9 protein-coding genes are annotated in these 15,849 nt (G+C 71.7%); all 9 read right to left on the minus strand.

The window, feature by feature from the left end:
• Positions 1-86 precede the first annotated feature (86 nt).
• Entirely contained in the window at positions 87-4,598 is a 4,512-nt protein-coding gene (locus tag ACFVAE_RS17620) for an FtsK/SpoIIIE domain-containing protein (protein WP_378895063.1), read from the minus strand.
• A gap of 61 nt (positions 4,599-4,659) precedes the next feature.
• On the minus strand, positions 4,660-6,387 hold the full coding sequence (locus ACFVAE_RS17625) for an RDD family protein (protein WP_378895066.1): 1,728 nt from the start codon (positions 6,385-6,387) through the stop codon (positions 4,660-4,662).
• Positions 6,384-7,151, minus strand: a complete 768-nt coding sequence (locus tag ACFVAE_RS17630; RefSeq protein ID WP_378895069.1) for a hypothetical protein — start codon at positions 7,149-7,151, stop codon at positions 6,384-6,386. Before ACFVAE_RS17630 ends, ACFVAE_RS17625 begins: the two co-directional genes overlap by 4 nt.
• A complete protein-coding gene (locus tag ACFVAE_RS17635; RefSeq protein WP_378895070.1) occupies positions 7,148-8,821 on the minus strand; it encodes a serine/threonine-protein kinase in 1,674 nt (557 codons plus the stop codon). Before ACFVAE_RS17635 ends, ACFVAE_RS17630 begins: the two co-directional genes overlap by 4 nt.
• The gene (locus tag ACFVAE_RS17640) at positions 8,818-10,149 is read right to left on the minus strand and encodes an FHA domain-containing protein (protein ID WP_378895073.1); all 1,332 of its coding nucleotides are present in this window, start codon (positions 10,147-10,149) and stop codon (positions 8,818-8,820) included. The genes ACFVAE_RS17635 and ACFVAE_RS17640 overlap by 4 nt, the downstream gene beginning before the upstream one ends.
• Positions 10,149-10,967: a PP2C family protein-serine/threonine phosphatase gene (locus ACFVAE_RS17645; RefSeq protein WP_378895076.1), complete on the minus strand. Its 819-nt coding sequence runs from the start codon at positions 10,965-10,967 to the stop codon at positions 10,149-10,151. Before ACFVAE_RS17645 ends, ACFVAE_RS17640 begins: the two co-directional genes overlap by 1 nt.
• Positions 10,964-12,196 carry an RDD family protein gene (locus tag ACFVAE_RS17650; protein ID WP_378895079.1) on the minus strand — a complete coding sequence of 411 codons (1,233 nt, stop codon included), beginning with the start codon at positions 12,194-12,196 and terminating at the stop codon, positions 10,964-10,966. Before ACFVAE_RS17650 ends, ACFVAE_RS17645 begins: the two co-directional genes overlap by 4 nt.
• A complete protein-coding gene (locus ACFVAE_RS17655; RefSeq protein ID WP_378895082.1) occupies positions 12,193-14,589 on the minus strand; it encodes a transglutaminaseTgpA domain-containing protein in 2,397 nt (798 codons plus the stop codon). Before ACFVAE_RS17655 ends, ACFVAE_RS17650 begins: the two co-directional genes overlap by 4 nt.
• Positions 14,586-15,848, minus strand: a complete 1,263-nt coding sequence (locus tag ACFVAE_RS17660) for a DUF58 domain-containing protein (protein WP_378895085.1) — start codon at positions 15,846-15,848, stop codon at positions 14,586-14,588. The genes ACFVAE_RS17655 and ACFVAE_RS17660 overlap by 4 nt, the downstream gene beginning before the upstream one ends.
• Position 15,849 lies beyond the last annotated feature (1 nt).

Consider the following 15,849-nt stretch of genomic DNA (forward strand, 5'->3'; position numbering starts at 1 on the left):
GGCCCGACAACAACCACCCTACGAGAACCCACAAGAAACAGTCGATGGGTACAACTACCCATCCCACCCCACCCGACCAGGGCCCGTCAGGTCAGCCGGTCCCCCTCCGCCAGCGGAATCTGCACCGTCACCGGGCGACCGTTCTGCACGAAGATGCCTCGGCCGTCGGGGAAGTCGCTGCGCTTGACCTTCGGGAACGGCACCTTGAACACGGCGTCGCCGTCGAAGGCGTCCGGCTTGAGGATGATGCCCTTGCGGCCGGCCTTGAAGTCGCCGATGAAGCCGAAGCCGCTGGTGACCTGGGTCACGTCCGCATCGCCGATGAGCAGGTGGTCGCTGCGGTTGATCGCCTGGAACATCGCCTTCATGTCGCGCTCGGCCGGGCTGTCGGCGAACTGCGGCACGTCCTCGATCACGATCAGCATGCGCACCGGAACCGACTCGTCGCCGGCGATCTCGGCGATCTCCTTCGCGAGCTCCTTCGCGTCGTCCGGAGTGACGGCGCTGCGGGTCCAGTCCGCCCACTCCTTCAGCACCGCGCGACGGCCGCCGAAGTGGAACAGCTTGACCTCGGGGTCGAAGCGGCGCACCGAGGTGATGATCGCCTTGAGCGCGTTCGTCTTGCCGGACAGCGGGGGCCCGGCGACCACGAAGGTGCCGACCGGGTCGAAGCCGCGGGCCGCGAGCGTGTCCTCGGCGATACCCAGCACCGGCATGTCGTCGGCGCGGTCCGGCAGGTCGCGCAGCGCGAGCCTGGTGGGCAGCGAGCCGATCTCGGCGACCTCACGGGCGCCGCCCGACCGCAGTTCGGCAGCCAGCTGCTCGAGCAGCTTGGTCTGCTCCGCGACGTTCGGCGTGCCGCCGAGCGTCGCGATCTGCGTCTCGCGACCGTCGACGATCGCGCGCCCGGGGGCGGAGCGCTCGTCGAGCACGTCCTTCGGAGCGTTCAGCATCGCGTAGCCGGTCTCGTCGGCCAGGCGCAGCACCACGCGACGCGAGACGTTCGCGCTGACCGCGGTTGGCACGGAGCCGGCCCGGTCGGCGCTGGCGATCACGTGCACGCCGAGCGGACGCCCCTCGCCGAGGATCCGCATGAAGGTCTGGTAGAACGGCATCCGCGCGGTGGTCGACTCCCACTCGGAGCGGAACTGCGGGAAGCCGTCGACGAGGAACAGGATGCGGGGCTCGTCCCGCCCTGTGATCTCGCGGTACTCCGTCAGGCTGGCGGCGTTGGCCGCGCTGAACCGCTTGCCGCGGTCGTCGAGGATGCGGGCGAGCGAGCGCAGGATGCGCTGCACGCGCTCGGCGTCGTCGCCCGAGATGATCGAGCCGACGTGCGGCAGGATCTCCAGGCTCTTCAGCGCACCGGAGCCGAAGTCGAGTCCGTACACCTCCACCTGCGACGACGGCGCGTATCCGGCGGCGATCGCCATGGTGCGCAGCACGGTCGACTTGCCGGCACCGCTGGTGCCGTAGATCAGCAGCGAGCCGTCCTTGTCGGGCAGGAAGTACGCCGGCTCCTGCAGCTGCCGCTCCGGCACATCCTGCTTGCCGAGCAGGATCTGCCCGTCGCCCAGCACCGGCAGGTCGCGCAGGTCGACGGCCTGCTCGAGGTCGTCGAGCCACGGCCGCCGCGGGGCGGGGATGGATGCCTGGGCGGCGGCCTTCACGAGGGTGGCCACGATGCGCTTCTGGTCGTTGGGGCCGAGGTCCTCGTCGTGCGAGTCCGACTCGGGAGCCTGCTCGGGCTCCCAGAGCTGGATCGATCCGAAGCGCAGCTCGGCGACCTTCACGTCCGCCGCCTGCACCTCGTCGGTGGACCATCCGCCGGCGTACGCCGACTGGAACGGCACCAGGCGCCCCGGGCCGGTCTTCGCGATGCCGCGACCGGGGATCGACGGCGAGAAGCTCGCCGCCACCGGATCGTCCACGACGTCCTTCGAGTCGGACTCGTCGGCCATGCGCAGCGCGACGCGCAGGTTCGTGTTGGCGCGGAGATTGTCCTTGATCACACCCGCAGGGCGCTGCGTGGCCATGATCAGGTGGATGCCGAGGGAGCGACCGCGCTGAGCGATGTCGACCACGCCGTCCACGAACTCCGGGACCTCGCCGGCGAGCGCGGCGAACTCGTCGATGACGAGCACCAGCGCGGGCGGGGTGTCGGGGTCACGGCGCTTCTCGAGCTCGAGAAGGTCCTTGGCCTTCTTGCGATTGAACAGGTGCTCGCGATGGTGCAGTTCGGCGCGCAGGCTGGTGAGCGCTCGGCGCACCAGGTGCGGGCTCAGGTCGGTCACCAGGCCGACGGTGTGCGGCAGGTCGACGCAGTCGGCGAAGGCGGAACCGCCCTTGTAGTCCACGAACAGGAACGTGACGCGGTCGGGGCTGTGCGCCGCGGCCATGCCGAGCACCCACGCCTGCAGGAACTCCGACTTGCCGGCACCGGTGGTGCCGCCGACGAGCGCGTGCGGGCCCTGCAGGCGCAGGTCGAGCGTCATGGCGTCGGTCTGCGACTGCCCGATGATCGCGCGCAGGTTCCCGGCCTTCTTCAGCCGCGGCTGCTGCACGCCGGAGCGGTCGATGATCGTGTTGTTCTGCCGCCAGCGGTCGATCACCGCGTTCGGGTCCTCGGCCAGGTCGCTGCCGACCAGAGAGAGGAACATCACCGAGTTGGGGATGTCGGACGAGTCCTCCACCACGGTGCTGGAGTCCACCACCGGCGCGAGGCGCTTGGCGAACATCGTCATGTAGGCGTGCGACACGCCCTCGACCGCCACATCACGGTGGTCGCGGCCGCTGCGGACGGTGCCGACCGTCGCGGCATCCAGTCCGGTGGTGACGTCGAGGAAGGTGCGGCAGACGGCGGGCAGCGCCTCGACCACCGGCGCCACGAACAGTCCGTAGACACCCACGTCGGCGCCGCGCTCGAGCACCTGGGTGAGGCGCGCGCGATCGACCGGCGCGTCATCGGTGACGATCACCAGCACGGCGGTCTGCCCCGGGAAGGTCGCCTCCTCGGCGGCCCGCTTAACGTCGGTGCCGTACTGCATCGGGTTCCAGTCATCGCCGTACGGCGGACGCGGCGCGCTGGCCGCCTTCGACCGGCGCATCACGATCTCCTCGAGACCGCTGAGCAGCGCGTTGCCGGTGGAGGCCGAATCGGCGAGCGGCATCTCCTTGAACGGGTTGCGCTCGCTGGAGGTGTGCGGCAGCCACTTCAGCCAGTCCAGCTCCTGCGCCCAGCCCGGCTCGGTGAGCGCGACGGTGACCAGCTCGTTCGGCGAGTGCATGCCGAACAGCTGCACCGCGAGCCCGCGCAGGGCGTCGGCGGCGAAGGCCGTCGGACCGGCGACGCCGAGGGAGCCGACGCTCTGCAGCGACTCCAGCACCGGGACATCCGTGATCAGTCGGTAGCGGTCCTCGAGGCGGTCGACGCGCTCGACATACTCGGGAAGCGCCTCCGGGGTCTCGGTGCGCTTGATGATCGTGCGGGAGTTGTCGGTGCAGGTGCCGAGTCGCACCGCCAGGAAGTTCCAGTGCTCGGGGCGGCGGGTCCACAGCATGGGGCCGAGGCGCATCGCCTCGTCGAACACGACACCGACCGGCGGCACCTCGTTCTGCCGCACCTCGCGCTCGACCGGCACCGCGTTGTAGAGCTTCTCCTCGAGCCGCTCGTACTGCTGCTCGAACAGCTCGGACTCCTTGCCGAGCCGCTGTCCGAGGTTGGTCTTCTGCGAGATGAAGTTTCCGAACATCATCATCGGCGAGGCAGCGGCCATGAGCAGCGAGAGCACGCGCCCTGTGACCGCCCACATGGTCACGGCGAGCAGGATGGGCGCGACCAGCATCGGCCACGGGAACAGGCGCTGCACCTGGTCGCGCGGGTAGCGCGGCTCGTCGAGCTCTTCGCCGACGAAGCGCGCCTCGACGCGCGGGCTGCGGTTGAACAGCAGTGCGCCGCCGCGCTCCAGGATCGGATCCTTCGCCGCAGCGGAGCCGTCGTAGTCGCCGACGAGGTGCACGACGAGCTCACCGTCACCGATCGTGAACGGCTGCCCGGGGATGACCCGCAGACGCTGCACCAGGCCGCCGTCGACGAGGATGCCGTTCGCGGAGTTCAGGTCGACGACCTCGACGAAGCCCGGGCCGATCTCGATGCGGGCGTGCCGCTTCGACACCAGGGGGTCGGAGAGGTGCACGTCGCTGGCCGGGTCACGGCCGATCATGAAGTGTCCGTGCGGCAGCGAGACCTCACGACCGGCGGCGGGACCGCTGAGCACGGTGAGCAGTGCGACCGGACGGGCGCTGCCGAACCCGGTCGCGACGCGGTCGGGTCCGAGGTTCACGACCTCGGCGAGGAAGCCCGATCCCAGAGGCGCGTCCCCGACGACGAGGTCGGGGTTGAGCACCTCGGGGGAAGTGCTGGTCGGCGGAGCCACCGAGAGCGTCAGCGTGTCACCGGCCCCCACACGGATGCTGCGCTGCGGGTCGGCCACGGCGATCTGACGCGCCACGTCCGCGACGGTGGCGGTCGAGTCCGTCATCACCACGATGTCGGTGAGCGGGGCGCCGGGACGGCGCAGGGTGAGCTTGACCCTCATCGTTCATCCTCAGGGGTGTCGGGGCGTGAAATGACAGTGCGCGATGTCTCGGGGCGGGCGATCACGGCTGATCGACCCGCAGCATCCGGTCGCCGAAGCGCACGCTGTCGCCGGCGGTGAGCGGCTGGGGCTGCCCTGGCACGAGCGGCGTCTCGACGCCGGCGCGCAGGACGGCGGACCCGTTCGTCGATCCGCGGTCCACCGCGAGCAGGCCGCGCCTGGTGGGCATGATCGCCAGGTGCGTCTTCGACACCGAGCGGCTGTCGTCGGCGAGCGGCACCAGCTGGACGGAGCCTTCGCCGTCGGCCGGCTTCGGCGAGCGTCCGATGAGCACGGTCGCGCGCACCTCGACCCGCTCCCCGGTGTCGAGCACCAGCACGGCGCGCGGGATGGCTGCCGCGGTGCCGCCGGTCGGCGTGCGGCCCGCGGCCTCGGTGGCCGCCGGGACTGCCGGAGACGCGGGTGCTGCCGATCCGGATGCCGGAGCGGCAGGTGCCTGGGCCTCCGGCGATGCCGCCTCAGGGGCGATCGTCTCGACCGGGATCAGCGTCTCGGCGGGGATCCGGATCTCTCCGGACACGGGTGCTGCGGCGGGGGCGGTCGGCGCGGGCGCCGGCTGCACGGGAGCCGCGGGCGCGGGTGACCCGGATACGGGATCCGCGGCGTCAGGAGCCGCTGGCGCGGGATCCGGAGCGGCCGGCGCGGGCGCGGCCGGCGCGGGAGTCGCAGGCGCGGGCGTGGCCCGCGCAGGCGCGGCAGCCGCCGCAGCCGACGGCCGCGGAGTCGCGGGCGCCGAGGGCGCGGCAGCAGCGGAGGACGCCCCCTCGGACTGCGGCTTCAATGACGGCACGCCCGTGATCATCCCCATCGCAGCCGCCGTGCCGGCCGGAGCGAACGGCGCAGGCGAGGGCGTCTGGGACGCACCCGATGCAGGGGTCCATGCCGGAGCCGCGGTCGGTGCAGGCTCGGCGTTCGGCGGTGTGGCCAGTCCCCCGCCAGCCGAAGGCGCGGCGGGTGCCGCGGCATCCTGCGCGGTGTTGAGCCGGCGCGCGCCGAGCACGCCGCCCGAGAAGCGCCCGGTCGGCACGTACTCGGCGGTTCCGGGGCGATCGACCGCTGTCGCGAGCGAGGGCAGCGGGGCCTTCGCCTCGTGCAGGGTGACGGTCTGCTGCTTGCGCGCGATGCGCATCCGCTTGACGTCGTAGGGGTCCAGGCCCTTCCGCACGTCGATGAACCAGGTCGCGGCGACGAGGTCCGGCCAGCCGCGACCTCGTCGCTCCGCGTCCAGGAACGGCGAGATGACGATCACCAGCAGCGGACCGATCAGCGGAACGATGAACGACGCGCCGAGGATCAGATACCGCACCACGGCACCGCGCCAGAATCCCGGTCGCTCCAGCGTGCGCACGTTCACCGAGCGGATGCCGAAGATCGCCTTGCCGAGGGTCACTCCCTTGCGGCCGTGCAGGATCAGCTGCACGAGTGTGTAGGCCATGACCAGCACGTTCGAGGCGATCACCGCGACGAGCAGCCAGATCAGGTCGCCGCGCTTCCCGAAGGCCGCGCCGTCGAAGGTCCCTGCCGCGATGGACGACGCGATGGGCACGAGCACCAGGGTCGCGGGCAGTGCCAGCAGCACGGCGAGCACGATCTCGGTCAGAGTCGACATCACCCGCATCCCGGTCCGCGCCGGCACGAGACCGAGCGCCTTCGCGTACCCGGGGTCGGGCCGTCCCTGCGCGTCGAGTCCCTCGATCGCCTTCTCTCCGCTGTCGACCTCCCAGATCATTCCGCGTCGTTCTCCGATTCCGTCTCGTGATCCTGGTCGAGCAGCGGCAGGTCGTCGCGGGTCACCAGACGCGAGGTGACCGCGTACTCCACCAGCCGGGCGCGGCGGTTCGTTGCGCCGGAGCGCACCCCGCCGCGCATGCCGGGCACGCCGATGCGATCGAACTTGTCGCACACGTTGTCGAGCTTCCGGTTGAACCTGGTCACGGTCCACCCCAGGCGCTCGGCCGCGGCGGCCGACGACGGGATCGCGCTCATCCCGGTGCCGTCACGGCGCAGCATCGGCTCGGCCAGCGCCACCACCAGCAGCTTCTGGCTGAGCGTGAGCGGCACCTCGCCGATCGTGGAGTCGCCGTCGAGCAGCTCCTGGCGGACCGGTCGGAACTTCGGCTGCGTGGAGTGCACCACCAGCTCGTAGGTCGTCGGCCCGGCCGAGAACACGATCGTGGTGCGGGCGAACACCAGCGGCAGCCGCGCGCCGGGCGAGAGCCAGGCCTGCACACCGCCGGACGCATCCGTCACCGAGGCGGACAGGCGCGTTCCGACGTTCGCCAGCCACCACAGGCCCTGCTCCTCGGAGATGTCGAGGAAGTGCCGGTGCAGGAACAGGTTGTCGTCGATGGCGAGATCGCCCTCGCGACCGACGGTGAAGCGGCCACCGGCGAGCACCGGGAAGTACTCGCCCGCGAACTCGACCGTGACCTGCCCGGGAGAGGCCGGCTTCACGATCGGCTGGGCGTCGGTCTGCAGCTCCTCGTCGGTCATGGCGTGCACTCCCGGACGGGATCGGAGCTCCGTCCCTTGTCGCGGCGGAGGATCACCTCGATGCACGTGGGTCCGGACGCCTCGGCCTTGACGGTCGCGGTGGCCTTGTCGGTGCGCTCGGCCGAGCCCGCGCCCTCCAGAGTCACCGGCACCCAGATGTACGAGTCGCCTTCCTGGGGGTCGGCGTTCTTCCAGGTGAAGACCACCTTGTCGCCCTGATGGACACCCTTCAGGTCCTCGACCTGAGGCACGTAGTCGGGGATCGGGTTGGGCGGAGTCTGATCCTCATCGCTGCGATCGGGAGTGGGCTTCGGCGCCGCGTTGTTCAGCGCTCCGCCCGCGAACCAGGCCCCGCCGATGATCGCCACCACGAGCACGATCGATGCGACGACCCATGCCCACACCGGCATCCCGCGACGGGCTGCCGGCTGCGCGGCTGCGGGCGGGGTCTCGGGTGCCGCCGCCGGCGCCTGCTGCGCGGTCTGCTGCGGCTGCGCGGCATCCGGCGACAGCACGCGCGGAGCGCGCAGCATCGTGCGATCGTCGTCTTCGTCGTCGGATGCTGCCGGTGCGGTGTCCGCCGGCCGCCCGCGCTGCACGGTCGCCTCGAGCGCGGACGCGTCGAGAGCGGATGCCGGGGCGGAGGTGAACGCCGGGGTCCCCGCGGGGACGTCGCCGGCGGAGATGCCGGGTGCCGGATGCTTGCGCTCGGTCGTCGCCGACGGGCGGGTCGGCTCGATGCTGACGATCTCGCGCACCCGCGTGAGACCGTCGTCGTCCTCCTCGACACCGCCCTCGTGCGGCTGATCGTCGACGATGTCGACCGGGGTGACCGAGTGCGAGAGCTCGATCTGCACCTTCTGCAGCGCACGCGCGAAAGCCACCGCACTCGGGTAGCGATCGGCGGGGTTCTTCGCCATCGCCTTCTCGAGCGCCGCCTGCAGGCTGCCCGGCGCGTCCGCGCGCGCCAGCGGGGGCAGCGGCGAGCGCTCGATGCGCTCGATCAGGTCTGCGCCCGAATTGCGCCCGCCTGGCTGCTCGAACGGCGAGCGCCCGGTCAGCAGCGTGTACACCGTGGCACCCAGCGCCCAGACATCCGATCGGGGCGTGGCCGACGGCGGATCGCCGAAGGACTCCGGGGGCGACCACGGGATCGACATGCCCGTGGCCTCGCCGACGCCCTGCGTCGTCGAGGCGATGCCGAAGTCGGTCAGGGCCGGCCGGTTGTACTCGGTGACGAGGATGTTCGCCGGCTTGATGTCTCGGTGCAGCACACCCGCGCGGTGCGCGGTCTCGACGGCACCGGCGACCTGGATGCCGACGCGCAGCGCCTCGGCGACCGAGAAGCGCTCGCGGCGGGCGCGCAGCTGCAGGTTCGGCCTGGGGCAGTACTCCATCACCAGGTACGGCCGGCCGTCGCCGGCGACACCGGCCTGGTAGATCGTGACGATGGCGGGATGCGTGGAGAGCATCGCCATCACGTTCGCCTCATCGGCGAACTCCTTGGCCGCGCTGTCCGTGATCCGGTCGGCGAGCAGCACCTTCACCGCGACCTTGCGGCGCGGCATCTCCTGCTCGTACAGGAACACATCGGCGAACCCGCCGGTGCCCAGCGGATCGAGGTAGGTGAACCCGGGCAGTGCGGGAGGCGCAGACGGCGGACGACTCACGGCAGCTCCTCGAACGTGATGGTCACCCCGTCGCCCAGGTCGACCGTGTCACCACTGACGACGACGTTCTGCTCACCCGGGTGCAGGCGCACCGGGTCTGCGCCGGTGCGCAGCAGCGTCGATCCGTTCGTGGTGTGCAGGTCGATCACGACGCAGGCGCCGGCCTCAGGACGGATCTCGAGATGGTTGCGCGAGATGTCCTGCTGCGGGCTGTCGACGGCGATCAGGTGCGGCAGGTTGTCACCGCTCGCGCGCGTCGACCGCGGACGCCGCCCGATGATCACGGGACGGTCGAGCTCGACCACCTGACCGGTGGACATGCGGATGCGCCCGCGCCCGGATGCCGGGAGGTCGAGCACCTCGGTGGCGGCATCCGGCACGATCGGGGCGGGCGGCGGCGGAGGCACCGCGCCCTCGCCGCGCATGGCGCGCAGCTGTGCGAGCGAGATCGTCGCGCCGTCGTGGTCGCCCGGCGCCGGAGGTGCCGGCGGGGCGGGCGGGATCGGTGCGGCGAGGGATGCCGCGCTGACGATGGTCGACTCGACGTCCTCGTCGAGGCCGTCGCTGAGACCGAGTGTCGCGAAGGGGTCGGTCTGCGGAGCCGGCTCGGGCTCCGCCTCCGGCTCCGGCTCCGGCTCGGGCTCGGCCTCCGGCTCGATCTCCGCCTCGGGCTCGGGCTCGGCCTCCGGCTCCGGCTCGATCTCCGGCTCGGGCTCGAGCTCGGGCTCGGCCTCCAGCTCCGGCTCGATCTCCGCCTCAGTTTCGGGCTCGGGTTCCGACTCCGGCTCCGGCACGACGACCGGTTCAGGCTCCGCCACCGGCTCCGGGATGACGGCGGGCTCGGGCTCCACGGCGGCTGCGGGGAGCGGCGCGACCGCGGCATCCTCCCGGGTGAAGTCGAGAGTGATCCTGGCGGCGGTGATCACGCCGTGCGCGATCGGCAGCACCCGGCCGTTGACGTCCTCGTCGACCAGGATCTCCGCGTCGGACCCGCCGGGCACGAAGTGCTCGCTCCAGGTGGTGACCTCCGCGCCGGTGAACGTGCGCTCCTCGCCCTCGGCATCCGTCACGCGCGCCGACACCCGGCCGCGCACCGCGACACGCAGGTCCGTGCCCTCGCGCACGACGGCGACGAACGGCGGGATCGCCGCGAACACCCCTCCGACGTGGCTGGTCAGCACATCGACGATGGCGCTCATGCCGACGCCGCCCTCGATCACGTCCCAGAGGCCGTCGACCAGGCGGTCATCGGCATCCGGCGGCAGCACGACCACGCCGGTGCGCCCGATCAGCGACCACCATGTGCCCAACTCGTATCCCGCTCGCATCACTGCACTCCTCCGGTGGCCTCGGCACGCGGCAGCGTGTCGACGTCGATGTCGATGGTGTCGTCGCCCCCCGCGCCCTGAGGGCGCGTCCTGACATGCACGGCGTCGACGACGACCGCCGTGATGTTATCCCGTCCGCCCTGCTCCAGAGCAGCCGAGACGAGGTGGTCCGCAGCGACCTGCGGGTCGGTGTGCTGGGAGAGGATCCGCGCGATGACGTCATCGCCGACCTCCGAGGACAGCCCGTCCGAGCACACCAGGATGCGATCGCCGGTCTCGGCCGGCAGCATCCAGTAGTCCGCCTCGCCCGTGCTGCCCGCGCCCAGCGCGCGCGTGATGATGTTCCGTCGGCGATCGCCGCGGGCATCGGACTCGAGCAGCTCGCCCGCGTCGATCAGCTCCTGCACCACCGAGTGGTCGACCGTGATCTGCTCGAGCTCTCCGTCCGACAGACGGTACGTGCGCGAGTCGCCGATGTTCACGGCGAGCCAGTACCCGACGCCGTCGACGGATGCCACGGCGACACCGCTCAGCGTCGTGCCGGCACGGCCGGTGCCGGCATCCGAGAGCGCGTCGATGCGGGTCTTGGCGCGCGCGATCGCGAACCGCACGTCGTCGAGAGCGACGGCGGGGCGCCCGACCAGCCCGGCGAACTCCTGGATCGCACCCGCGCTGGCCTCCTCCCCGGCCTGGTGCCCGCCCATGCCGTCGGCGACCAGGAACAGCGGCGCCTGCACCAGCAGGGAGTCCTCGTTCAGCGTGCGGCGCAGACCCGCGTGGGTCGCCCAGCCGCACGAGACGACGATGGGAGGGATCATGCGTAGCCGCCGATCGTGACGACGCGGTCGCCGATCTCGATGACATCGCCCAGTCGCACCCGCGTGCGCTCGCCCGGCACGCAGGCGATCCGGACGCCGTCGCGCACGATGGTCATGCCGTTGGTGGAGTGGCGGTCCATGATCCAGCCGCCGGAGACCTCCGATGCCGCCTCGAAGTGCGTCTTCGACAGCGAGAGCGTCTCGTCTCGGACGGGCACGATCACCGCGCCGTCCTCGGGCGAGGGGTTGCGCCCGAAGATCGTCCGCCGCGAGACGGTGACGCGGCTGCCGTCGTCCCAGGTGAACACCAGACGGTGACCGGGGATGCTGATCCTGGTGTCCTCGACCTCGTCGGGATGGGCGGGCTGCACAGGCTCTGGCTCGGGCTCGGGGCGCACCGGCGCGGCCGGGGCGACGCGCGCCTCGGCGGCGGGCGCGGGTGCCTGGACCGGTTCGGCCGGCGCGGAGTCACGGGTGACGCCGGGGACGAACGCGATCAGCGACTCTGCCGGAGCGGGTGCCGCGGGAGTGCTGGGCGAGACGACCGTCTCGTCGAGGTCCGCGACGCCGTCGGCCGCGGGCGGTACCGGGGCGGGTGCCATGGGAGCGGCCGCGCCGGGCAGCGGCGGACGGGGCGGGATCGGCATGGCCATGGTCGGCGCTGCAGGCATGGCCGATGTCGGCGTCGCGGCGGTCGGCGTCGCGGCGGTCGGCGCAGGAGGAGCCGGCGCGGCGGGCATCGCCGTCGTCTGCGGCGCGGCCGGAGCGGCCGGAGCCGGCGAGACCCGCGCATCCAGCATCAGTGCGCCGGCGGCCTTGTCGTGCCAGCCCTGGAACCGGCCGGACCCGTCGAACAGCGGCGAGAAGTATCCCACCACGATCCAGGCGGTCACACCGAAGACCAGGTTGCGCAGCAGCGCCTTGCCGAACCCGAGGGGCGCGTCCTCGGTCGCTCGCGACAGGCGCAGGCCCTGCGCCCGCATCCCGATCGATCCGCTGCCGCCCTGCATCGCCGTGTAGACGAGCAACCAGGCCAGCATGACCAGCGACATGATGCCGTACCCGACAGCGGTCACGACGAGGATCCGGTCGGGGCCGGCCGTCGCCGCGATCACGGCGACGATGATCGTGAGCACGATCATCAGCCCGGCCGCGATCAGCGCGTCCACGACATAGGCCAGCACGCGCCGGTTCACCGGCGCGATCTGTCCGAAGGGCGGTGTCGTCATTTCGTCTCGCTCTCGGGAGCTGCAGAATCGGGGGCTGCAGAAGTGTTCTTGTCGATCGTGCCACCATCGCGGCGGACGCGCGCGGCCGCGGCATCCTTCAGCTCGCCGAGCTTCGCGGCCATCGCACCGCCACCCAGCAGCGACCGCATGTTCAGGCGCGCGCGCAGGCGCTTCCAGAAGCCCGCCTCGGCGCCCATGCCTGCGACGATGCCGTCGACCTCCTGCCAGAACGCGTCGACGTCCTCGGGAGTCGGGTCGGTCGGACCGAACACCTGCGCGTCGGCGCGGTCGGCCAGCGCGGTGACGGAGCGAACGGAGAGCGCGGTCGCCACGGTCGCGGCATCCTCGACCCGGGTCGCGCCCTGCACGGTGTGCGCGCCGTAGTCGCTGGCGCGGTCGGTGAGCTCGTCCCAGCCGCCGCTGATGCGGTCGGCCGCGTGCTCCGCGTTGCGGCGACTGCGCCGACGTGCCGCCTTCCAGGCACCGATCACGATGAACGGCGAGGCGAGCAGGGCGATCACGCCGAGGGAGATGCCGCCGATCGCGAGGATGGTGCCGATGATGCCCCAGATGTTGGCCGAGTCGTCCTCGGGCTCTCGATCGTCGGGGAGCGTCGGCGGCAGGTCGACGGGCTCCTGCGGCGGGGGCGGCGGCTGCAGCACCTGCGGCTTGGGGTCGACCTTCGGCTTGGTGTTCTGCTGGTTCGGGACCTTGTCCTCCGGCGGAGTCGGGTCGAACGGCAGCCAGCCGAAGCCGGCGAAGTTGACCTCGACCCAGGCGTGCACGTCGTCGCCGGTGGCCTTGAACACCTTGTCCTTCGCGTGGTCCTCGTCGGGGTAGTACCCCATGACGACCCGGGCCGGGATGTCGAGCTCGCGCGCCATCAGCGTCATCGTGACCGCGTACTGCTCGTCGTCGCCGATCATCTGCTGGCCGCCGAGCAGCGTCGTGATGCGCTCCGCGCCGTGGCCGGCCCGCGAGATGACCTCGCCCTCGAGGCCGTGGCTGAAGTAGCCGCCCTCGGCGAGGAAGGTCTCCAGCGCCCGGACCTGCTCGATGGGCGTCTTCGCGTCCTCGACGGTCTCGGCGGCGAGCGTGGCCAGATCGTCGGGCACGTTCGTCTGCTTGCTCTTCGGCACCACCCCGAACTTCGCGTCGCCGAGCTGGGAGTCCTTGATCTCGGTCGGCAGGACCGTCTGCAGCGTGTAGGCGTCGCCCTTCCGCAGTCCGGGGACGGCGACAGCGGTGCCGGTCGCCGGGTTGTAGTAGGTGTTGCGGCGCAGATCCTCGGCGCGATCGCCGTCGAACGTGATCTGCGAGACCGCGCCGGCGTCGGGGAGCCACACGCCCTTGTAGTCGCCGATCTTGACGTGCACGGTCGCGGGGACGCCCTCGGCCGTGGGCGACATGTTGGTGCGGATCGGAGTGAAGGCGCTGGACGTGCCGGGGCCGCCGTCCGTCACGTTGTAGACGACGCCGTCGTACTCGTCCATCGCGCCGAGCCGGATGCGAGCGCCCTTGGGCAGGCCGGTCGCCGTGAACAGCGTCTCATCGGCCTCGTCGCGCACGTTCTTGCGGAACGACTGCAGCGGGCTCGCGTAGTCGCGGATGTTGAACGGCGGGATGATCACGTCGCGGAACACGTGGCGCGGCTGCGCGGGAGCTGCCACCGCACTCGCTGCGACGCCGGCGCCGGCGGCGATCGCCAGCACCGCGCCCGCGCCCAGCAGTCGACGCATCCGCATCTGCGCGCCGCGCGACGGGTCGGCGGCGGCCGCCTCGATGACACCGGACTGCGGCGCCCACCAGGTGCGCAGCGACACCCATGCCGCGGCGACGACGGCGAAGACGATGCCCTGGACCAGCGGGAACGCCGGGTCGGGAACACCGAGCGCGATCACCAGTGCGAACGCCGCACCCGCGGGGATCAGCGCCCAGCCCGGGCGCCGCAGGCGCAGCGCGAGCGACGCCGTGGTGACGCTCGCGAGCAGAGCGACGAGGAACGGCACCAGTCCGTACCCGTCCACCACCGACACCGGGGCCACAGTGGTGAGCAACTGCTTCCAACTGGTCACGGCGCCGAGTGCGAGACCGGTGAGCGTGTCGAGGCCGGGCACGACGCCGACGATCGTGGTCTGCGGCAGCGCGAGCGCACCGCCGAACAGGAAGTAGACGACGACGGTGAGGCCGGCGACGATGAGGATGCCCCAGCCCCGCCAGGCGGACACCGCGGCCACGAGCAGTCCGAGAAGGATTCCGCCGATCGCGGCGGGCAGGAACCCCGGTCCACCGAACGTGGGCCAGAAGCCGGCGAGGGCCGCACCGACCAGCAGCGCCGAGGCACCGAGGTCGATCAGCCACCGTCGCAGCGGCAGAGTCGCTTTCGCGGTCATGAGAGGACTTTCTGAAGTGCCAGGGGGAGCTGGTCCAGTGCTCCGATGGTGATGACGTCGGCCTCGCCGATGCGACGCAGTTCGGGCTGGGTGAGCGTGCCGTCGACGACCACGGCCAGTGCCTTGGCGCCGAACGGCATGCGGGCGCAGGCCACGCGGAGATCGTCGTTCGAGACGGCCGAGCCGCACACCAGCGCGACGACGCTGGCCAGCGGGACGGTCGCGGCGATCACGCCGGCCAGATCGGCGATGCCGCCGTCACGGTGCTTGGACTCCTCGACCGCGGACAGCGAGTCGAGCAGCTGCTTGCCCGTTCCTGAGGCGAGCTCCCGACCGGGAACCCGCACGTCGACGCGCTGCGAGTCGCGCAGTGCGCGCAGGCCGATCGTGCCGGCCACCGAGACGCCCAGCTCGAAGTCGGCCTCGGACCGGTAGTCGCGATCCGATGTGGACAGGCCGATCACGAAGTGCGAGCGCCGGGTCTCCTCGAACTGACGCACCATCATCGTTCCGGTGCGTGCCGTGGACTTCCAGTGCACGTGCCGCAGGTCGTCGCCGGGCTGGTACTCCAGCAGCGCGTGGAACGACACGTCGTCGCGGGACAGGTCGGCGGCGGGGAGGCCCTCGAGGTCGCGGAGGAAGCCGAGCGACTGCCCCCCGAACATCGTGGTCTTCGGATGCACGAACAGGTCGACCGGCTCGTCGCTGCGACGCGCACGCTCGAACAGTCCGAGGGGATCACCGCGGACGACGCTGACCGGCCCCACCTTCACCACGCCGCGGCGCTGGGTCGGGATGGCGAAGAGTTCCTCGGCCTTCTGTCCCGGGGCCAGCCGGTGGATGCCGAACTCGCCTCGCCCCGATCCGACGGGCAGCACGACGCGGGAGGGCAGGATGGCGCGCGTGCCGCTGTTGGACAGCGTCAGTGCGCCGACGGCCCGCTCGCCCACGACCACCCGGGTGCGGGCGAGGTCGAGGGCGACGTCGTACTCGGTGCGGCCGATCAGGAAGAGGCCGCAGATCACGACGACGACCGCGAGCACGAGGCCGGCGACCGTGAACTCCAGCCATCCCAGCAGCTGGCCGACGACCCAGAGGCCGATCGCCAGCGCGATGAGGATCCAGCCGAGCGGGCGGACGACGCTCGCGATGCGCCGCAGGCGCGCGCCGATGCGCCCGAGGACGACCGCGGCGATGTCGCGCCACCCCGCCTCCGGCTGCGCGCTCCCCTGCCGCGTCGCGAGCGTCTCCGCCGTCACG

Source organism: Microbacterium sp. NPDC057659, from assembly GCF_042799915.1.
GTDB lineage: Bacteria > Actinomycetota > Actinomycetes > Actinomycetales > Microbacteriaceae > Microbacterium.